Source organism: Mycolicibacterium lutetiense, from assembly GCF_017876775.1.
GTDB lineage: Bacteria > Actinomycetota > Actinomycetes > Mycobacteriales > Mycobacteriaceae > Mycobacterium > Mycobacterium lutetiense.
The window spans coordinates 572,530-591,803 of record NZ_JAGIOP010000001.1; the positions used below are offsets into that span (position 1 = coordinate 572,530).

The 19,274-nt window shown below is 65.5% G+C and carries 15 protein-coding genes; 10 read left to right on the plus strand and 5 right to left on the minus strand.

All coding sequences use genetic code 11. The annotated features are described in order from the left end of the window. The first annotated feature begins 37 nt into the window (after positions 1 to 37). Together JOF57_RS02885 and JOF57_RS02890 are read left to right on the plus strand one after the other, a co-directional pair. The gene (locus JOF57_RS02885) at positions 38 to 1,423 is read left to right on the plus strand and encodes a WS/DGAT/MGAT family O-acyltransferase (protein ID WP_209913454.1); all 1,386 of its coding nucleotides are present in this window, start codon (positions 38 to 40) and stop codon (positions 1,421 to 1,423) included. Between the two features lie 5 nt (positions 1,424 to 1,428). Further along, the gene (locus JOF57_RS02890) at positions 1,429 to 1,866 is read left to right on the plus strand and encodes a pyridoxamine 5'-phosphate oxidase family protein (RefSeq protein WP_209913456.1); all 438 of its coding nucleotides are present in this window, start codon (positions 1,429 to 1,431) and stop codon (positions 1,864 to 1,866) included. On the opposite strand, the gene JOF57_RS02895 is transcribed toward JOF57_RS02890, so the two are convergent. Then, on the minus strand, positions 1,863 to 2,129 hold the full coding sequence (locus JOF57_RS02895; protein ID WP_209913458.1) for a hypothetical protein: 267 nt from the start codon (positions 2,127 to 2,129) through the stop codon (positions 1,863 to 1,865). The two genes, JOF57_RS02890 and JOF57_RS02895, sit on opposite strands and share 4 nt — an antisense overlap. 287 nt (positions 2,130 to 2,416) lie before the next feature. On the opposite strand from JOF57_RS02895, the gene typA reads away from it, so the two are divergent. After that, a complete protein-coding gene (gene typA / locus JOF57_RS02900) occupies positions 2,417 to 4,318 on the plus strand; it encodes a translational GTPase TypA (protein ID WP_209913461.1) in 1,902 nt (633 codons plus the stop codon). Between the two features lie 63 nt (positions 4,319 to 4,381). Here the strand turns inward: typA and JOF57_RS02905 are convergent, their stop codons facing one another. After that, complete coding sequence (locus tag JOF57_RS02905) at positions 4,382 to 5,689, minus strand: hypothetical protein (protein ID WP_209913463.1); 1,308 nt, start codon at positions 5,687 to 5,689, stop codon at positions 4,382 to 4,384. 536 nt (positions 5,690 to 6,225) lie between these two features. Between JOF57_RS02905 and JOF57_RS02910 the strand changes: the two genes are divergently transcribed. Next, on the plus strand, positions 6,226 to 8,097 hold the full coding sequence (locus JOF57_RS02910; RefSeq protein ID WP_163668516.1) for an ABC transporter family substrate-binding protein: 1,872 nt from the start codon (positions 6,226 to 6,228) through the stop codon (positions 8,095 to 8,097). Between the two features lie 75 nt (positions 8,098 to 8,172). On the opposite strand, the gene JOF57_RS02915 is transcribed toward JOF57_RS02910, so the two are convergent. Continuing rightward, entirely contained in the window at positions 8,173 to 9,540 is a 1,368-nt protein-coding gene (locus JOF57_RS02915; protein ID WP_163668518.1) for a hypothetical protein, read from the minus strand. Between the two features lie 640 nt (positions 9,541 to 10,180). Here JOF57_RS02915 and mshB point away from each other — a divergent pair. Beyond that, positions 10,181 to 11,038: an N-acetyl-1-D-myo-inositol-2-amino-2-deoxy-alpha-D-glucopyranoside deacetylase gene (mshB, locus tag JOF57_RS02920; RefSeq protein WP_163668520.1), complete on the plus strand. Its 858-nt coding sequence runs from the start codon at positions 10,181 to 10,183 to the stop codon at positions 11,036 to 11,038. A gap of 112 nt (positions 11,039 to 11,150) precedes the next feature. Continuing rightward, positions 11,151 to 11,573 carry a hypothetical protein gene (locus tag JOF57_RS02925; protein WP_209913465.1) on the plus strand — a complete coding sequence of 141 codons (423 nt, stop codon included), beginning with the start codon at positions 11,151 to 11,153 and terminating at the stop codon, positions 11,571 to 11,573. A gap of 1 nt (position 11,574) precedes the next feature. Here JOF57_RS02925 and JOF57_RS02930 read toward each other — a convergent pair whose 3' ends face one another. Beyond that, positions 11,575 to 13,044, minus strand: coding sequence for a hypothetical protein (locus tag JOF57_RS02930; protein WP_209913467.1), 1,470 nt, complete (start codon positions 13,042 to 13,044; stop codon positions 11,575 to 11,577). A gap of 202 nt (positions 13,045 to 13,246) precedes the next feature. On the opposite strand from JOF57_RS02930, the gene JOF57_RS02935 reads away from it, so the two are divergent. Beyond that, complete coding sequence (locus JOF57_RS02935) at positions 13,247 to 15,835, plus strand: bifunctional FO biosynthesis protein CofGH (protein ID WP_209915748.1); 2,589 nt, start codon at positions 13,247 to 13,249, stop codon at positions 15,833 to 15,835. 137 nt (positions 15,836 to 15,972) lie between these two features. Beyond that, the gene (locus JOF57_RS02940) at positions 15,973 to 16,521 is read left to right on the plus strand and encodes a YceI family protein (protein ID WP_209913469.1); all 549 of its coding nucleotides are present in this window, start codon (positions 15,973 to 15,975) and stop codon (positions 16,519 to 16,521) included. A 39-nt stretch (positions 16,522 to 16,560) separates the two neighbouring features. Here JOF57_RS02940 and ctaD read toward each other — a convergent pair whose 3' ends face one another. Next, the gene (gene ctaD, locus JOF57_RS02945; RefSeq protein ID WP_209913471.1) at positions 16,561 to 18,258 is read right to left on the minus strand and encodes an aa3-type cytochrome oxidase subunit I; all 1,698 of its coding nucleotides are present in this window, start codon (positions 18,256 to 18,258) and stop codon (positions 16,561 to 16,563) included. Between the two features lie 47 nt (positions 18,259 to 18,305). Here ctaD and fdxA point away from each other — a divergent pair, with 47 nt between their 5' ends. Together fdxA and JOF57_RS02955 are read left to right on the plus strand one after the other, a co-directional pair. Beyond that, entirely contained in the window at positions 18,306 to 18,650 is a 345-nt protein-coding gene (fdxA, locus tag JOF57_RS02950) for a ferredoxin (RefSeq protein ID WP_209913473.1), read from the plus strand. Beyond that, the gene (locus JOF57_RS02955; protein ID WP_209913475.1) at positions 18,647 to 19,270 is read left to right on the plus strand and encodes a helix-turn-helix transcriptional regulator; all 624 of its coding nucleotides are present in this window, start codon (positions 18,647 to 18,649) and stop codon (positions 19,268 to 19,270) included. Before fdxA ends, JOF57_RS02955 begins: the two co-directional genes overlap by 4 nt. The last annotated feature ends 4 nt before the right edge of the window (positions 19,271 to 19,274 follow it).

A 19,274-nucleotide genomic window follows, 5' to 3' on the forward strand; every position in this document is an offset into this window, starting at 1 on the left:
CCTGCCTGGTCAGGGACAGAGGGTGGACGATCGTTCTATGGAGCAGTTGACCGTACTTGACGCAGGGTTCCTGGAAGCGGAGGACTCCGACCGGCACGCGAGCCTGGCGATCGGGGCGATCGCCGTGTTGGACGGCCCGATGCCCCGGCCCGATACCGTCATGGCATCGCTGGCCGAGCGGGCCCTGGCCGCACCGCGCTTGCATCAACTGCTGCACACCCAGCCGCTCGACCTCGGTGCGCCCTGCTGGGTCGATGACGCCAACTTCGATGCGGCGCACCATATTCGGTATGCGGCGTTGCCGCAGCCAGGCGACGATGCGGCGCTGTTCCGGTGGGCCGCCGACATCATGGAACGTCGTCTCGACCGGGACCGCCCGCTGTGGGAGTGCTGGATCGTCGACGGTCTGGAGAGTGACAGGTGGGCGATCCTGCTGAAGGTCCACCACTGCATCGCCGACGGGATCGCGGCCACGCGGCTGCTGAGCCGGCTTTGTGACGACGGTGGCCTGGCCGCACACGGTGCGAAGCGCCAAGCTACCGGGGGGACAGCGGTTTTCGGCCCTGTCGAGTGGATCGGTAAGGCGTGGCGCATTTCGAGCGGGCTGCCCGCTGCTGCGATACAGGCCATGCACGGCGCCCTCGACATCGTCACCGGTCTGCTGCGTCCGGCGGCGGCTACCTCGTTGACCGGTCCGGTGAGCAGCATGCGGCGCTATGCCACCGGCGAGGTGTCGTTGGGCGACGTCGACAGGGTATGCCGGGAATTCGGTGTGACCGTCAATGATGTTGCGCTGGCGGCCATCACCGACACGTTCCGGAACACACTCATCCGCCGCGGTGAAACGCCGACGCGCGACGCACTGCGCACTCTGGTGCCCGTTTCGGTGCGCTCCGAAGATGCCGATGGTCGGACCGACAACCGCGTGTCGGTGATGTTGCCGTACCTTCCGGTCGACAAGGCCGATCCGGTACAGCAGTTGCGCACCGTGCATTCCAGGCTGTCCAGGGCCAAGGCCAGTGGGCAGCGCGAAGCGGGGAACATCCTGGTGTCCGCGGCGAATGCGATTCCGTTCCCGCTCACGGCATGGGCGGTGCGGGCACTGACCCGGTTGCCGCAACGCGGGGTCGTCACCGTGGCCACGAATGTCCCGGGTCCGCGGAATCGGTTGCGTGTCATGGGTTGTGAGATCGTCCGGTTGCTTCCGATTCCACCGCTGGCGATGCAGCTGCGGACCGGCATCGCCATCATGAGCTATGCCGACCGCCTGGCCTTCGGAGTGATCGGCGATTACGACGCGGCACCGGATGTGGCCGAACTGGCCCGTGGTATCGAGCGTGCGGTTGCCCGTCTGGTCGATATCAGTATTGGCCACTGGCGCAGCACCCCGGTGGGTACCCTGCAATTGGTAGAAGGAGGTTGATCGTCATGAAGGGATCTGAACTCGGCGTCCTCACCCGCAGGCAGTGTCTGGATCTGCTGGAGGGGGTACGCGTCGGCAGGTTGGTGTTCACCGAGGACGCGTTGCCGGCCGTGCAGCCCGTCAACTTCCGGGTGTGGCATGACGATGTAGTGATCCGGGTGGCCGGCGGGCCCAAGCTGGTCGCCGCGACCGACCATCAGGTCGTGGCGTTCGAAGCCGACGAGCTCGATGCCGATCTACGCACCGGCTGGAGTGTGACGATCGTCGGGCACGCCGAGCACATCACCGACGTCGACGAACAGGTGCAGGTCGCCGGGACATTCGTGCAGCCGTGGGCCGAGGGGCGCCGCGATCATTTCGTGCGGATCCGGTCCGAGAAGGTCACCGGACGTCAGCTCCGGAACCATGCGATGCCGCACTACGGCACGGTGGGCGGCAGCTAGTACCGGAGCCGGTCGCCGACCACCCGCACGGCGTGGCCCGGGTGCTGCGTCGCGTACAGCGGGTGCATCAGCACCGGGTGACGGCAGTGCGCGCAGGAAGCCTGCGGCTGATTGGCCGACGCGAAGGTCAGATGGTGGCATTCGCTGCACCGGACCATGTAGCAGGCGCCGATCCAGTTGGCCATGCCCACGTAGATCGCGACGGTGGTCCCCGCCGCGAGCACCATGATCAAAGCGACCGTGAGCGCTTCATAAACCGTCATCACCGGCACCTCCAGCCTCGCCTATCGCACTGTGACGGATACCTCAAACGGTACTCGCGGAACCTAGGTCTTTCTGGCTCGTTTGAAGACCTTGTCCAGTTCTTTACCGCGCAATCCGTTGTGCTCAGCCTTGCGCACCTTGTGCAGAACCAGGGGGCAGCGTTTGCAGCGAGGCTTGCTCTTGCAGCACTTTTTCTTGGGCTTCAGGGCGGCGATTTTTGCGGACTTCAACGTGACGGGGCTCTCTCGTTTTCGTGATCGACCGGCCAGCCTGCGAGAATGTCGGGGTGGATTCACGCCCGAGCTTTCGCAATGTCGCCATCGTCGCCCACGTCGACCACGGCAAGACGACCCTAGTCGACGCGATGCTGCGGCAGTCGGGTGCCTTGACGCACCGCGGCGACGACGCGGTCGAGCGCTTGATGGACTCCGGTGACCTGGAGAGGGAAAAGGGCATCACCATCCTGGCCAAGAACACCGCGGTGCATCGGCACCATGCGGACGGCAGCATGACGGTGATCAACGTCATCGACACCCCTGGTCACGCCGATTTCGGTGGCGAGGTGGAGCGTGGCCTGTCCATGGTGGACGGTGTGGTTCTGCTGGTGGACGCCTCGGAGGGCCCGCTCCCGCAGACCCGGTTCGTGCTGCGCAAGGCCCTGGCTGCGCACCTGCCGGTGATTCTGGTGGTCAACAAGACCGACCGGCCCGACGCGCGCATCGCAGAGGTCGTCGAGGAGAGCCACGACCTGCTGCTCGACGTTGCCTCCGACCTTGACGACGAGGCCCAGGCTGCCGCCGAGAAGGCACTGGATCTGCCCACCCTGTACGCCTCGGGCCGGGCCGGTATCGCGTCGACGACGCAGCCCGCCAACGGTGAGAATCCCGACGGCGAGAATCTGGACCCACTGTTCGACGTGCTGATGGAGCACATCCCGGCACCGTCGGGCGACCCGGAGGCGCCGCTGCAGGCCCTGGTCACCAACCTCGACGCGTCGGCCTTCCTGGGTCGTCTCGCGCTGATCCGCATCTACAACGGCCGGCTCAAGAAGGGCCAGCAGGTCGCCTGGATGCGTGAGGTGGACGGGTCCCCGGTGATCACCACCGCCAAGATCACCGAACTGCTGGCCACCGAGGGTGTCGACCGCACTCCGACGGAAGAGGCCGTCGCCGGCGACATCGTCGCCGTCGCGGGTATCCCGGAGATCATGATCGGCGACACCCTGGCCGATCCCGAGAACTCGCACGCTCTGCCGCGCATCACCGTCGACGAACCGGCCATCTCGGTCACGATCGGCACCAACACCTCGCCGCTGGCGGGCCGGGTGTCGGGGCACAAGCTGACCGCCCGCATGGTCAAGAACCGCCTCGACAGCGAACTGGTCGGCAACGTGTCGATCCGGGTCGTCGACATCGGTCGTCCCGACGCCTGGGAGGTGCAGGGCCGCGGTGAGCTGGCGCTGGCCATCCTCGTCGAGCAGATGCGGCGCGAGGGCTTCGAGCTGACCGTCGGCAAGCCGCAGGTGGTCACCAAGAACGTCGACGGCAAGCTGCACGAGCCGTTCGAAGAGCTGACCATCGACTGCCCGGAGGAGTTCGTCGGCTCCATCACCCAGCTGATGGCCAACCGCAAGGGCCGGATGGAACAGATGACCAACCACGCCGCCGGCTGGGTGCGGATGGACTTCGTGGTGCCCAGCCGCGGGCTGATCGGCTTCCGAACCGACTTCCTGACCGAGACGCGTGGCACCGGCATCGCCAACGCCGTGTTCGAGGGCTATCGACCGTGGGCCGGGGAGATCCGGGCCCGCCATACCGGGTCGCTGGTGAGCGACCGGTCCGGCTCGATCACCCCGTTCGCGATGATCCAGCTGGGCGACCGCGGACAGTTCTTCGTCGAGCCGGGTGAGGACACCTATGAGGGTCAGGTGGTGGGTATCAACCCGCGCGCCGAGGATCTCGACATCAATATCACCCGCGAGAAGAAGCTGACGAACATGCGGTCGTCGACCGCCGACGTCATGGAGACGCTGGCGCGGCCACTCGATCTGAGTCTGGAACAGGCCATGGAATTCTGTGCCGAGGACGAGTGCGTCGAGGTGACCCCCGAGGTCGTCCGCGTGCGCAAGGTTGAGCTGACGGCTTCGCTGCGGGCCCGGGCGAAGGCACGCGCGAAGGCCCGCGGATAACTTTCGAGCTGTGCTGCGCCAGTAGCGATATCCCCCGCGGTATCGCTACTGGCGCAACAGTTCTCAGGCCGCGTCGCTCTTGGAGTCGGACTTCTTGCCGGCGCCGTCGTTCGTAGTGGCGGCACCGGTGGAGTTGCCGGCGGTGGTGGTGGCCTTGCCCGGCGTCGGGCTGTCGTTGCCACCCTTCAAGCCGAACTTCTCCTTGAGCTGATTGACGCTGGTTCGGAGATCGGTGGTGTCGGGCTTGGTCGGTGCCGACGTGTCCGAGTCGCCGGACACCTTGGCTCCGGTCTGGTGCGTGCTGAAGTTGAGGCTCTCGCGAAGCTGAGTCCGTGTCCTCGCCAGCGGTGTCGCTTTCTCGACCGCGGGCTTCTTGACCTCCACCTTCTCCGTCGTCACCGTCTCCTTCTCCGTCGTGACCGTCTCCGGTGCCGGCGGTGCCGTTTCGACGTCGAGGGTGACCAACGTCTTCGGAGCGGGAGGTTCGTTCACCTTGCTGGTGACCAATGTGTTCTGCGGATTGTTCGGATTCGCACTCGGGTCCACGCCAAGCGCTTCGCGGACGACTTCACGGACGGAGTTCGTCGCTTTCCACAACACGTCGTTCCGGAAGTCCTGAATACCGTCGGCTCGGTTGGGCAACAGCGCCTTCAGTCCGATGGGGATGGCCTGCTGGGTCGGGCCGGTGCCCATGAAGGAGTCGGCCACCCAAAGTGGAGCGCTGATGTAATCGTTGAGCATGTTGTAGACGGCGACGTTGGGCTCCATGCCGCCGGCGATGTCAAGGATCGCCTTGAGCGGTCCGAACGGGGCCAGGGCGAGGCCTTCCACCAGTCGATACCCGGAGTCGAGGGCGCCCGCAGCGAATCCGGCGAGCGGCGTGAGCACGTCGAGGGGAGTGCTGGTGTCGGCGACCCCGAGGAGGTCGGCGATCGATGACCGGAAATTATCGGTCGCTGCCCACAGCACGTCGTTGCGGAAGGCCTGAATATCGCCGGCCCGGTCGGGGAACAGCGCCGCCAGGCCCTTGCCGGTGAGTGACGTTTGGTTGATTCCCAGGGCGGGGTCGATGGCCCACAGCGGGGCATCGATGACTTGACGGAGCGAGTTGTAGAAGGCCTGGCGGTCGCCGTCGGCGATGGCGAGGGCAGCGGCGATGGCGGCCACCGGTAGCTGTGCGATGCCTTGGACGAAACGCAACCCGGATTCGCTGAAACCCTGGAGTGCCGCAATCGGATCCGGGTTCGCCATGAGGTTGATATCCGCAACATGCGCGGCTCGCAGCGCTTCCGGGGTCTGTGCGCTGACCGGTCCGATTGCCGGGCCGATGGTGATCGCGCCTGCCGCGAGTAGCGCTGTTGCTGTTGTCATCGATTGCTTCACACCAACGTGCATCGTGCTTCCCCCTGTTGATTTGGTTGCTCTGGTCCGAAACTGACGTCCTCGACGATAGAGTCAACTTAAGAATTTCTCAGGTGAATTCGAGATTTTGCATACACAAAGACCATCCGATCGGCCAAGTTTCCTGGCAAGTTGTGTCATGCAACCGAAAGTCACGGATCCCTGTGTCGTTGATTTAGCTGAGGAGTAGGGGAAGGCTGTGCATCGGCATCGCCGCCAAGCAAAGTGGCGCGATCGTCCGTTGTGCCATGTTTGCGGCGTCGCGCCGGGCGCTGGCTCGTGCCGGCGTGCAATGTTGAGCAGCAATCAGATTTGATCTGGGGGTAGGTGTCCCAATCGGTCAGTTTTGGCGCCCAATATGAATCGATTGCGATTTTTTCGCGCGAATTGTCGCGGCGGGTTCACGCTCGCGATGCCTGCCGGCCACCATTTGCGGATCGAGGGGTTGGGACGCCCTGTCGGTGCGTGGCTCAGTGCGCTTCCGGTCAGTCGATACGCTGAGGGACGTGCCGTCACCCCTTCGCCGCGCCCACGGGACGATCGGCATACTCATTTCCGTGCCGACGTTGCTGTTCAGCGGCTGTACGGTCAGCCCCCCGCCGGCACCGCAGAGCACCGAGACGACTGAGACAGCACCGCCGCCCCCGATGAAGGCGACGCAGATCATCATGGCGATCGATTCGATCGGTCCCGGATTCAATCCGCACCTGCTGTCGGATCAGTCGCCGGTGAATGCGGCCGTCGCGGCGATGGTCCTGCCGAGTTCGTTCCGGCCGGTCCCCGACCCGAAGTCCCCGACGGGCTCGCGTTGGGAGCTCGACACCACGCTGCTCGATTCGGCCGAGGTGACCAGTGAGAACCCGTTCACGGTCACCTACAAGATCCGTCCCGAGGCGCAGTGGACCGACAATGCGCCCATCGCCGCCGACGACTACTGGTATCTGTGGCGCCAGATGGTCGGCCAGCCGGGCGTTGTCGATCCGTCCGGCTACGACCTGATCACCGGAGTGCAATCGGTGGAGGGCGGCAAGCAGGCGGTGGTGACCTTCTCCCAGCCGTATCCGGCGTGGCGGGAACTGTTCAACGACATCCTCCCGGCCCACATCATCAAGGACGTTCCCGGCGGTTTCGGCGCAGGTCTGGCCCGCGCGATGCCCGTCACCGGCGGGCAGTTCCGGGTGGACAGCATCGACCCGCAACGGGATGAGATCCTGCTGGCCCGCAACGACCGGTACTGGAGTGTGCCGGCCAAGCCCGACCTGGTGTTGTTCCGCCGGGGCGGGGCACCGGCAGCGCTTGCCGACTCGATCCGCAACGGCGACACCCAGGTAGCCCAGGTGCACGGTGGCGCAGCAACTTTCGCGCAGCTGAGCGCCATCCCGGATGTCCGTACCGCCAGGATCGTCACCCCGCGGGTGATGCAGCTGACCCTGCGCGGCGGGCAGCCCGACCTGGCGCAAGCCCAGGTGCGCAGGGCGATCCTGGGCCTGATCGACGTCGACCTGCTGGCGTCGGTGGGTGCGGGTGATGACAACACGGTGACGCTGGCACAGGCCCAGGTGCGCTCGCCGTCGGACCCCGGTTACGTCCCCACCGCACCGCCGGCCATGTCGCGGGAGGCCGCGCTGGATCTGTTGCGCGGAGCCGGCTATCAGATCGAGCCCGCAGCCGAGCCGCCTGCAGACGGAGCATCGTCGGAACCTGACAACGGCAGGCAGCGCATCACCAAGGACGGCGCGGTACTGTCCTTGGTTCTCGGTGTGGCGTCCAACGATCCGACATCGATCGCCGTCGCCAACACCGCGGCCGATCAACTCCGCAACGTCGGTATCGACGCCTCGGTGCTGGCCCTGGATCCTGTTGCGCTCTACAGCGATGCGTTGACAAACAACCGCGTCGACGCCGTCGTCGGCTGGCGTCAGGCCGGGGGAGACCTGGCCACCAGCCTCGCCTCGCGCTACGGCTGCCGGGCGTTGGAGGCGACAGCCGTCTCTACCACGGTCCCGGGCATCGCGCCGTCGCCGTCGCCGAAGTCCACCACGAGCACCGCGCCCGTCCCGCCGGCCAGCACACCGACACCCACTCAGCCGCTTCCGGCCCCGGAATCGGACGAGCTGGTGCAGGCGCCCAGCAATATCACCGGCATCTGCGACCACAGCATCCAGTCGAAAATCGATGGGGCGCTCGATGGTTCGCAGAACATCGCCGAGGTGATCCAGGCTGTCGAACCTCGACTGTGGAGTATGGCGACGGTTCTTCCGATCCTGCAGGACACCACGATCGTCGCGGCCGGACCGAGTGTGCAGAACGTGAGCCTGTCCGGCGCCGTGCCCGTCGGCATCGTTGGCGATGCGGGCAGTTGGGCAAAGGCGCGGTAGGAAGCAACAGCCAGAAACGAACAGTGGGCCCCCTCCACACCGTGTGAAGGGGGCCCGCCTGGTCGCGCTGTGGGGCTACTTGTCGGCGCCCTTGGCCGAGTCGCTGGAGGACCCGGCCTTCTTCTCCGCGCTCTTCTTGGGGCCGGTCTTGTCCTTCTTGAGGCCGTTGGTCAACTTCTTCGCCGCTGACTTCACCTGGTCGCGGACCGCCTTGGCGGAATTGCTGACCTTGGCCTGCCCCTTGGCAGCCTTGACCGAAGCCTTAGGCGATGCCTTGGTGACGGTCTTCGTGGCGTCGTCGCCCTCGGTGGCAGCTGCATCGGTGTCGGCAGCGGCATCCGTGGCATCGGCCGTCGGAGCCTCGACTGCACTCTCAGCTTCAGTGCTGGAAACGGCGCTGGCGATTGGAGCCGACTCTGTCTTCTCAACCTGCGGTGTCGAGGTCTCCACGGCCGCCGGGGCAGCTACCAGCGCCTTGGCCGGTGTGACATCCAGCGTCACGGTCTTGGTGGTGGAGGCGAGTGTGGAATCCAATACCGCACTCGTCTCGGACGCACCCCCGAGGCCGGGCAGGTTGCCGAGCAGATCGCCGCGATCGGCGCCCGGCGTCTTGATCGAGTTCGCGATGCCGGCAATTGCGGTCAGCACCGTCGAGATGCCTCCGCCGATGCCCCACTGGTCCGGCGGATTCAGCAGACCGCCGGTGGGGGTGCCGAAGACGTCGTATCCGTTGAGCAGGGCGCCGGTGATGGTGGCCGGAGCATTCACCAAGGCGGTCGCGAACTCGGCCGGGTCGCCGCTGCTCGCCGCGCTGACCAGGCTGTCGATGACATGTCCGGTTGCGGCGGCGGTTACCGTCAAGGGGCTCAGCAGTCCGCTCACCAGGATCGCCGGGACCATGTCGTTGACGTGGAGGGCGAACTGTCCCAGATTTACGAACGGCTGCGCAAGCGCGGGCCACGCCATGCCCACACCGATCTGTAGCGGCAGTGCGAGCAGGATGAAGCTCGATACCGCGCTGGCGAGGCCGTTCTCCAGATCCCCGGCCGCGATCAGATCGAGAGCGCCCTGCATTGACGCTGGAAAGCTCGACCAACCGTCGGGGGACAGCGCGGCTTTGAGTCCGTCGGCCGTCGTCTGCGCCGCGGCGCCCAAGACATTTGCGGTGTGCAGCTGGTTGGCGATGATCTGGGTCAGGATCGGGGCCGGGTCCGCCATCCACTGTTCGCCCAGGCCGCCGATGTTCCCGACGGCGGCTCCGATCACCTCGGCCCACAGTTCGAGGGGATTGGCGGCTGCGGTGAGATTCACCGCAGCAGACGAGGAGTCAATTGCGGGGAAGTGAGCGTCCGGAGCGGGCGGGGCCAGGGGGCTGATTGCGATGGCGCTGGCGCCTACGAGCGCGACGCCGGCGGCCAGGTACGACCGAGAAACGAGTTGCATGGGATCTCCTTACGGGGACGTAACTAGGGTCGGCGCAGAAGTTACCCCAAAGTAAGTTCAGTTGTCTGCAAATTCTCTCAGCAGATTTTCAGCCCCCCGGAACCATCGTGCTGTCCGGCAAATGAACTCCGGGTATCTGAAATATTGCTGGTAATGCGAGTTTGTCGCGGTCAAATCGCATTGTTTCGCTACCAGATGTAGCGATATTATCCATAAGTTCGAAGCGTCATAGCAAACATTTGGCGCGCTATGCCACTCGGTTGCCAGCGGGGGTGCTGGCGATAAGTTCGGTTAGGTTACCCAGCGGTAACGTCATCCGGGCGTGGGCCGGGAAGTTAGCGCGCACACATTGGACATATGAGTGTGATCTGTAAAACAGGGGCTGCTCGGATGAGATGCCGGACACTGGTCGGGCCTGCGGTCCCGGTATCCACTCCGTTGCTTGCGTTGGCAACGAAGTGGCAGTCTCAGTCAGTTTCAAAAATTGCGGATTTCGTTGTCGGGGGTTTGCCCGGTCTGTTTAGTCGACCATTACGTTGTTGCGCCGCTAGGCGAGCGATTTCAGGCCGATCATCGGTCTGACGGTCGGCGGTGAGTGTCTTTCTGCGCGGCCCGCAGGGCACGGCTATCGTCGATCACGATGCCCAGCGAAACGCCCCGCCTGCTGTTCGTTCACGCCCATCCGGACGACGAAACCCTCACCACCGGTGCCACGATCGCGCACTACGCGGCGCTCGGCGCCGACGTGCATGTGGTGACCTGCACCCTCGGCGAAGAGGGGGAGGTCATCGGCGATCGCTATGCGAACCTGGCCGTCGACCACGCCGATCAACTCGGCGGATACCGGATCAGCGAGCTGACCAAGGCACTGAGCGCACTCGGCATCGGCGCACCGCAATTCCTCGGCGGCCCCGGTCGATGGCGGGACTCGGGTATGGACGGTTCCTCGGCGCGCAAGCAACAGCGGTTCATCGACGCCGATTTTGATGAAGCGGTAGACGAACTCGTGCGCGTCATCGAGGATCTGCAACCGCACGTCGTCGTCACCTACGACCCCGACGGCGGGTACGGGCACCCCGACCACAAACAGGCCCACCGCGTCACCACCGCGGCCGTCGCGGCCGCCGGCTGGACCGTCCCCAAGTTCTATTGGACGGTCATGGCCAGCACCGCGATGCGGGCCGGCCTCCAAGGCATGAAGGACGTGCCGGAGGACTGGATCCGCATCGACGTCGGGGACGTTCCGTTCGGGTACGCCGACGACCAGATCGATGCCGTCGTCGAGGCCGGCGCCCAACTGCCGGCCAAGGTCGCCGCGATGCGCGCGCACGCCACCCAGGTCACCGTCGCACCCGACGGGAGTGGATTCGCCCTGTCCAACAACCTCGCCCTGCCGATCCTCGGTGAGGAGCATTACCTGCTCGTATCGGGCGACGCGGGCGAGCGCGATACCCGCGGGTGGGAAACCGACCTGCTGGCCGGGCTGAATCTGCAATAGCCGAAACCGCACGCGGTAAGCTCCGGTCAATCAGTGGCGTCGAAGGGACATTCATGGACCCCGATATGGATCCGAACCTGCAGCACTGGCAGGACCGTTTTGACAACTACCAGTGGGTGGTCGGTTCGATGGTCGGTCTGCTCGACAGCATTCCCACCTGAACCCGCCCTCGGACCTTGTGCTGGGCCGCGTCGTCCTGGCACTGCTCGCGGTTGACGGCGTCCTCTCAGCCGTCGTAGGCGCATTACTGCTGCCTTCACACATCGGATCGATCCCGTTTCCGATCAGCGCACTGGCTGCGGGGGCCGTCAATACCGCGCTCGTCTGGGCGGCCATGTACTGGACCGATTCCATGCGGTTGGCGGCGTTGCCGCTGTGGACATGGCTGGCCACCGTGGTGGCGATGACGTTCGGGGGGCCGGGCGGAGACATCATCTTCGCCGGCCCGGGCGTGATGGCCTTCGGATCGCTGATCCTGATCGCCGTCGGCGCGTTACCGCCGCTGGTACTGCTCCGGCGGCATTACCTCCGCTGACTCACTTCTTGTTGTCCGAGTCCGACTTGGCATTGGAATCCTTGGGAGACAAGGACTTTTCCTTCTTTACCCTGGGCTTCGGCGTGACGTTCTTGACGGCGGTCTTGACCGCCTGGCGCGCATCGTCACCGGCCTTCTGCGCGGCATCGACCGCTCCCTGGACCCGGGTCTGAACCCGTGACTGGACATCCGTCGCCTTGTCGACCGTCTTGGCCTTGATGTTGCGGTTGGTGACCGGACTCGTCAGCTTCGGTGCCTCGCCCTTCGCTTGATCGACCGGATCCTGCAACGAGGCGCGCACCGACGTCGGCACCTTCGCCACCTCGTCGGTGTTCGTCTCGGTCGCCGCGGAGCCGGGGGTGAAGTAGTTGATCTGGTCGTCGACGTAGTTCCCGACGGCGTTGACCGCGTTGTTGCCATGCGAGGCGATGCTCTTGCCGACGAACTGGGCTTCGGTGCCGGCGGCCTCGAGGAGCCCTTGGCCGTCGTTCAACACGTCGTCGAGGTAGCGGTCCGGGATCTGGATCAGGTCGGTGGTCAGGCCGACACCCTGGCTCGACAGCGCGCTGACCAGGTTGTAGTTGATGTCGAGCTGGCGGCTGAGGAAGTTCAGGCGCAACGAGTCGAGCACGTTGTCGGCCCCGTTGACCGCGAAGCTGGTCGCATTGTGGACCAGGCCGTAGGCGCCGGTGATGGTGTTCACCGCGGCGTCGGTCACGAAGCCCGAGGGCGGCAGGACAACGTCGCCGACGAGTCCGCGCAGGCCGGGGAAGAGGGCCCCGGGGGTGGCGAGTCCGGCCGACAGACCCTGGGTGGCCAGGGTGTTGAACGGCCAGCCCGGCGGCGGGCCGGGAAGCGGCGGGAGGATCCAGCCGAAGAAGAAATTGAACTCTTGGACACCGAAGTTGACGCCGGCGTTGATCGCGGCTCCCACGGTGCTGACGAAGCCGTTCCACCACACGGCGGGGTTCAGCGGATCGTTGACGACCGGAACCAGCCAGTGGTCGAAGTAGCCGTTGGCGATCGGCTTGATCAGGGCGTTGTAGAAGATGCCGATCTGGTCGCCGATCGCCCAGGCGAACGGAACGCCCCAGCCGCCCAGCCAGTAGGCGATGTCCTGTGCATAGTTCACGCCCCAGTCGATCCAGGATTGGACCCCGTACCAGACCGAACTGAGCCAGTCGCTGGCCGCGTTCTGGACACCGATGTCGCCGGTCGTTGCCGCTGCCGGGGCCACTCCCAGTCCGGGGGCGCCGGGGTGCGAGGGCGCCTTGGGTGCCACGGCGGCGGTCATCCTGCTGGCAGCCGCCAGCAGATCGACCATCGCCTGGGTCAGCTGAGGTTGGGTCGATGCCGGGTGTGCCGGGACGGCGATATCAGCGGGAGCTGCTTGAACGGGGGTGAGGGCGATGGCAGTGGCGGTGGCCGCTGCGGCTCCCGCCACCAGATACGAACGAACACTTGTAGTCATCACGACCCCTCCGGTATCCCCTCCCCGACGGGATCAATTTACGTGGTCGGCCGCCCATTCGTCGGGACTTGACCGTCTGTGTCCGGTAAGGGGCCCGCGCTCCGCTGACAAGCTGGGACTACTGTGGCCGGTATGCCGGGCGCATTGGTTTCAGAATGTGAGACGCGTGGATGATCGTGCACAACGACGGGGTTACACGGAAGTGGCTCTGAACTCCCAGCACGGCGCCGATCTACCCACCCCGGCCGTCCCATCGAAGTCCGCTGCGCCCAGCGGTCCGACCACTTCGGCACTGCGGCGGGTGCTGCGGCGGGCCCGTGACGGCGTGACCCTCAACGTCGACGAGGCCGCGATCGCGATGACGGCCCGTGGCGAGGATCTGGCGGATCTGTGTGTCAGCGCCGCCCGGGTACGCGATGCGGGCCTGGAATCGGCAGGCCGGCACGGGGCCAACGGTCGGCTTCCGGTCAGCTATTCGCGCAAGGTCTTCATCCCCGTCACGCATCTGTGCCGCGACACCTGCCACTACTGCACCTTCGTGACCGTGCCCGGCAAGCTGCGCGCACAGGGCATGGGCATGTATATGGAGCCCGACGAGATTCTCGACGTGGCTCGCCGCGGTGCCGAATTGGGCTGCAAGGAGGCGTTGTTCACCTTGGGTGACCGCCCCGAGGATCGCTGGGACGAGGCCCGCCAGTGGCTCGATGAGCGCGGCTACGACTCCACGCTGGACTACGTGCGGGCCATGGCCATTCGGGTGCTCGAGGAGACCGGCCTGCTGCCGCATCTGAATCCGGGCGTGATGAGTTGGTCGGAGCTGTCTCGGCTGAAGCCCGTCGCACCGTCGATGGGCATGATGCTGGAGACCACCTCCCGGCGTCTGTTCGAGGTCAAGGGTGAGGCTCACTACGGCAGTCCTGACAAGGATCCGGCGGTGCGGCTGCGCACCCTGGACGACGCCGGCCGGCTTTCCATCCCCTTCACCACCGGTCTGCTGGTCGGCATCGGCGAGACGTTGACCGAACGTGCCGAGACCATGCACGCAATCCGCAAGTCCCACAAAGAATTCGGGCACGTTCAGGAAGTGATCGTGCAGAACTTCCGGGCCAAGGCGGACACTGCCATGCGCGCAGTCGCCGATACCGGGATCGACGACTTCATCGCGACGATCGCGGTGACGCGTCTGGTGTTGGGACCGAAGATGCGTATCCAGGCACCGCCGAATCTGGTGTCGCGCGACGAATGCCTGACGCTCATCGGCGCCGGCGTCGACGATTGGGGCGGCGTGTCACCGCTGACCCCCGATCACGTCAACCCCGAACGGCCCTGGCCGGCGCTCGACGATCTGGCCGACGTCACCGCCGAGGCCGGCTACGACCTGGTGCAGCGGCTCACCGCGCAACCGCAGTACGTGCAGGCCGGGGCGGCCTGGATCGATCCGCGGGTGCGTGGGCACGTCGACGCGCTCGCCGATCCCGACACCGGGTTCGCCCTTGACGTCGACCCGGTCGGGCAGCCGTGGCAGGAGCCCGACGAAGCATCGGAATCGTTGGGTCGTATCGATCTACACTCCGCGATCGACTCCGAGGGCAGGCTCACTGAGACCCGCAGCGACCTGGACAGTGCGTTCGGTGACTGGGAGTCGATCCGCGCCAAGGTGCACGAACTGGCCGCCCGCGCCCCCGAACGCGTCGACACCGATGTGCTGGCCGCGTTGCGCTCCGCCGAACGCAATCCGGGCGGCTGCAGCGACGACGAGTACCTCGCATTGGCCACCGCGGATGGTCCCGCACTGGAAGCTGTTGCCGCACTGGCAGATTCGTTGCGTCGCGATGTCGTCGGCGATGACGTCACCTACGTCGTCAACCGCAACATCAACTTCACCAACATCTGCTACACCGGTTGCCGGTTCTGCGCCTTCGCGCAGCGCAAGGGCGACGCCGACGCCTACTCGCTGTCCACCGACGAAGTCGCCGACCGGGCCTGGGAAGCGCACGTCGCCGGTGCCACCGAAGTCTGCATGCAGGGCGGCATCGACCCCGAATTGCCGGTCACCGGCTACGCCGATCTGGTGCGGGCCGTCAAGGCGCGCGTGCCGTCCATGCACGTGCACGCCTTCTCGCCCATGGAGATCGCCAACGGCGTCACCCGCAGCGGTCTGTCCGTGCGGGAATGGCTGACCTCGCTGCGCGAGGCCGGGTTGGGCTCGATCCCCGGCACGGCCGCCGAGATCCTCGACGACGAGGTGCGCTGGGTGCTCACCAAGGGCAAACTGCCGACCTCGGAGTGGATCAATGTCGTGACGACCGCGCATCAGGTAGGCCTGCGCTCGTCGTCGACGATGATGTACGGCCACGTCGACACACCCAAGCACTGGGTGGGCCACCTCAATGTGCTCCGGGGCATCCAGGATCAGACCGGCGGCTTCACCGAATTCGTGCCGCTGCCGTTCGTGCACCAGTCCTCGCCCCTGTATCTGGCCGGCGGGTCCCGTCCCGGGCCGACGCACCGCGACAACCGGGCCGTACATGCATTGGCCCGGATCATGCTGCACGGCCGGATCCCGTCGATTCAGACCAGTTGGGTGAAGCTCGGCGTCGAACGCACCCAGGTGATGCTGCGCGGCGGTGCCAACGATCTGGGCGGCACGTTGATGGAGGAGACGATCTCCCGGATGGCCGGTTCCGAGAACGGGTCGGCCAAAACTGTGGCCGAACTCGTCGCGATCGCCGAGGGTATCGGCCGTCCCGCCCGTCAGCGCAGTACGGACTACTCGCCGCTTGCTGCCTGACATCTTGCGCACGCTCGTGAGGGCGGCCGGCGAGAAAAGGTCGGATAAATCTGAAAATCGGGAATTGAATCGGACTGCGGTCCGGTTGTTTCTGGGGAAGGCGCCGGACCGACCGGCACCAGACCCAAGGAGACACCATGACCGCCGCCATAGCCACCGACCTGACCGCAGGCACCTGGGTCATCGACCCCGTGCACTCGTCCGTCAACTTCTCGGTTCGCCATCTCATGGTCAGCAAGGTGCGGGGTAGTTTCGAGACGTTCAGCGGCGCGGTTGTCCTCGCCGAGGACGGCACCCCGTCGGTCAGCGCCACCATCGACGTCACCTCCATCGACACCCGCAACGAGCAGCGCGACGCGCACGTGCGGTCCGCAGACTTCTTCGACGCCGAGAACTACCCGACCGCGACCTTTGTTTCCACCGGTGTGCAACCCGACGGCGCCGACTACATCGTCGACGGCGACTTCACCCTCAAGGGCGTGACCAAGCCGGTTTCGCTCAAGCTCGAGTACAACGGCGTGAACGCCGGCATGGGTCAGGGCGCAGTGGCCGGTTTCGAGGCTTCGGTGGTGTTGAACCGTAAGGACTTCGGCATCGACATCGACATGCCGTTGGAGACCGGCGGCACCGTCATCGGCGACAAGGTGACCATCACCCTCGAAATCGAGGCGCTCAAGCAAGCCTGACCGACCCCCGATGACGCGCGTCGCTGACGGCGCGCGTTATCAATGCCGACCGACGTGCGACTCGGCGCGCATCCGCTCGGCCATGTGCGGGTAGTGCAACTCGAAGGCCGGTCGCTCGGAACGGATCCGGGGAAGCTCGGTGAAGTTGTGCCGAGGGGGTGGGCAACTGGTGGCCCACTCCAACGAGTTTCCGTAGCCCCACGGGTCGTCGACCGTCACCGGTTCGCCGTAGCGCCAACTCTTGAACACGTTCCACACGAACGGCAGCATCGAAACGCCCAGGGTGAAGGCGCCGATGCTCGAAACGACGTTGAGTGTGGTGAAACCGTCCGCCGGCAGATAGTCGGCATAGCGGCGCGGCATGCCCTCGTTACCCAGCCAGTGCTGCACCAGGAATGTGGTGTGAAAACCGATGAACGTCAACCAGAAATGGATCTTGCCCAGGCGCTCGTCGAGCAACCGGCCGGTCATCTTCGGGAACCAGAAGTACACCCCGCCGAACGAGGCGAACACGATGGTGCCGAACAGCACGTAGTGGAAGTGTGCGACCAGGAAGTAGGTGTCGGTGACGTGGAAATCGATCGGTGGGCTGGCCAGCATGACACCGGATAGTCCGCCGAGCAGGAACGTGACCATGAAGCCCACCGAGAACAGCATCGGTGTTTCAAACGTCAACTGTCCCTTCCACATTGTGCCGATCCAGTTGAAGAATTTGATGCCGGTGGGCACCGCGATGAAATATGACATCAGGGAAAAGAACGGCAGCAGCACGGCTCCCGTTGCGAACATGTGGTGTGCCCAGACCGCCATCGACAGGGCGCCGATGCTGATCGTCGCGTAGATCAGCGTGACGTAGCCGAACAGTGGCTTGCGGGAGAACACCGGGATGATCTCGGTGACGATGCCGAAGAACGGCAACGCCACCACGTAGACCTCGGGGTGGCCGAAGAACCAGAACAGGTGCTGCCACAGGATGGCTCCGCCGTTGGCGGGGTCGTAGATGTGGGCGCCGAGGTGACGATCGGCGGCCAGGCCGAACAGTGCGGCGGTCAACAGCGGGAACACCATCAGCACCAGAACGCTGGTGACGAGGATGTTCCAGGTGAAGATCGGCATCCGGAACATCACCATGCCCGGCGCGCGCATGCACACCACGGTGGTGATCATGTTGACGGCTCCGAGGATGGTGCCGAGACCGGCCACGGCCAGGCCCAGGATCCACAGGTCACCGCCGGCGCCGGGGGAGTGGATGGCATTGCTCAGTGGGGCATAGGCGGTCCAACCGAAGTCTGCAGCGCCACCGGGGGTGATGAACCCGGCAAGGGCGATGGTTGCACCGAACACGAACAGCCAGAACGACAGGGCATTCAGCCTCGGGAACGCTACGTCGGGCGCGCCGATCTGCAGGGGCAGAACCAGGTTGGCGAATCCGAACACGATCGGGGTGGCGTAGAACAGCAGCATCACGGTGCCGTGCATGGTGAACAGTTGGTTGTACTGCTCGGTGGACAGAAACTGCAACCCCGGTTCGGCGAGTTCGGTGCGGATGAACAGCGCCATCAATCCGCCGGTGAAGAAGAACACGTAGCACGCGACCATGTACATGATCCCGATCGTCTTGTGATCGGTGGTCGTGATGAGCTTGTAGACCAGAGTTCCGCGTGGCCCCAGACGCGGCGGGAATGGCCGCGTGCCGGTGAGCTCGGTGCTGATTGATGAGGTTGTGTGTGCCGTCATCGCATTGCTCCAGTTTGTACAAACAAATCTTGTATAAACTATGGGCTATGACATACGTGATCGGCAAGCCCTGTGTGGATGTGAAGGATCGCGCGTGCGTCGAGGAATGTCCGGTCGACTGCATCTACGAGGGTGCGCGCGCGCTCTACATCCATCCCGACGAGTGTGTGGACTGCGGCGCCTGCGAACCGGTCTGCCCGGTCGAGGCCATCTATTACGAGGACGACCTCCCGGACGAGTTCGAGGCGTACAAGGACGACAACGCCGCGTTCTTCTCCGAGACGATGCCAGGACAGGACGGGCCGTTGGGCTCGCCCGGCGGGGCAGCCAAATTGGGGCCGGTGGCTGCGGACGCACCGCTGGTGGCGGGCCTACCGCCGCAACCGTCATGAACGCGCCCCGTGGGCGACGCCGCGACGTCCTGGCGGTGTTGCGCGACGCTGATACGCCGATGAGCATCGCGGCCATCGCGGAACAACTCGATGTGCACGCCAACACCGTGCGCTTCCACCTCGATGCCCTCCTCGAGCAGGAACAGGTCCGCCGGGTCACCGGCGCCCGCGACAAGCCGGGGCGCCCGCCCCAGCTGTTCGCCGCGGTTGGCGGCATGGACCCCGGCGGCCCGCGGCACTACCGGCTGCTCGCCGAGGCATTGGCCGAATCGGTCGGCGTTGAAGCGGCACCCGGTGCGGCTACCAGCGCAGCGGGGCGCAGGATGGGTGCGCGGTTGGCGGCCGAACGATCCGACCCGGCCGACCGAACACCGGTCGAGAAGTTGGTGGACCTGCTCGACGACCTCGGTTTCGCCCCCGAACCCGACGCCGCAGGCACCGAAATCGCGTTGCGGCACTGTCCGTTTCTGGAAATTGCGCGGATACGGCCGGACATCATCTGCCCGGTGCACCTGGGCCTGATGCAGGGGGCGATGACAGCCTGGGATGCGCCGGTCACGGTCGACGGCTTACGCCCGTTTGTCGAATCCGACCGGTGCGTCGCGCAACTCAGCCGCTGAACAG

Bases quoted from the DNA above. Each gene is read 5' to 3' on its own strand.
- mshB (WP_163668520.1), top strand. From the start codon at position 10,181: ATGCCCAGCGAAACGCCCCGCCTGCTGTTCGTTCACGCCCATCCGGAC.
- JOF57_RS02930 (WP_209913467.1), bottom strand. From the start codon at position 13,044: ATGACTACAAGTGTTCGTTCGTATCTGGTGGCGGGAGCCGCAGCGGCC.
- JOF57_RS02905 (WP_209913463.1), bottom strand. From the start codon at position 5,689: ATGACAACAGCAACAGCGCTACTCGCGGCAGGCGCGATCACCATCGGC.
- JOF57_RS02895 (WP_209913458.1), bottom strand. From the start codon at position 2,129: ATGACGGTTTATGAAGCGCTCACGGTCGCTTTGATCATGGTGCTCGCG.
- ctaD (WP_209913471.1), bottom strand. From the start codon at position 18,258: ATGACGGCACACACAACCTCATCAATCAGCACCGAGCTCACCGGCACG.
- JOF57_RS02915 (WP_163668518.1), bottom strand. From the start codon at position 9,540: ATGCAACTCGTTTCTCGGTCGTACCTGGCCGCCGGCGTCGCGCTCGTA.
- JOF57_RS02940 (WP_209913469.1), top strand. From the start codon at position 15,973: ATGACCGCCGCCATAGCCACCGACCTGACCGCAGGCACCTGGGTCATC.
- JOF57_RS02955 (WP_209913475.1), top strand. From the start codon at position 18,647: ATGAACGCGCCCCGTGGGCGACGCCGCGACGTCCTGGCGGTGTTGCGC.
- JOF57_RS02885 (WP_209913454.1), top strand. From the start codon at position 38: ATGGAGCAGTTGACCGTACTTGACGCAGGGTTCCTGGAAGCGGAGGAC.
- fdxA (WP_209913473.1), top strand. From the start codon at position 18,306: ATGACATACGTGATCGGCAAGCCCTGTGTGGATGTGAAGGATCGCGCG.
- JOF57_RS02890 (WP_209913456.1), top strand. From the start codon at position 1,429: ATGAAGGGATCTGAACTCGGCGTCCTCACCCGCAGGCAGTGTCTGGAT.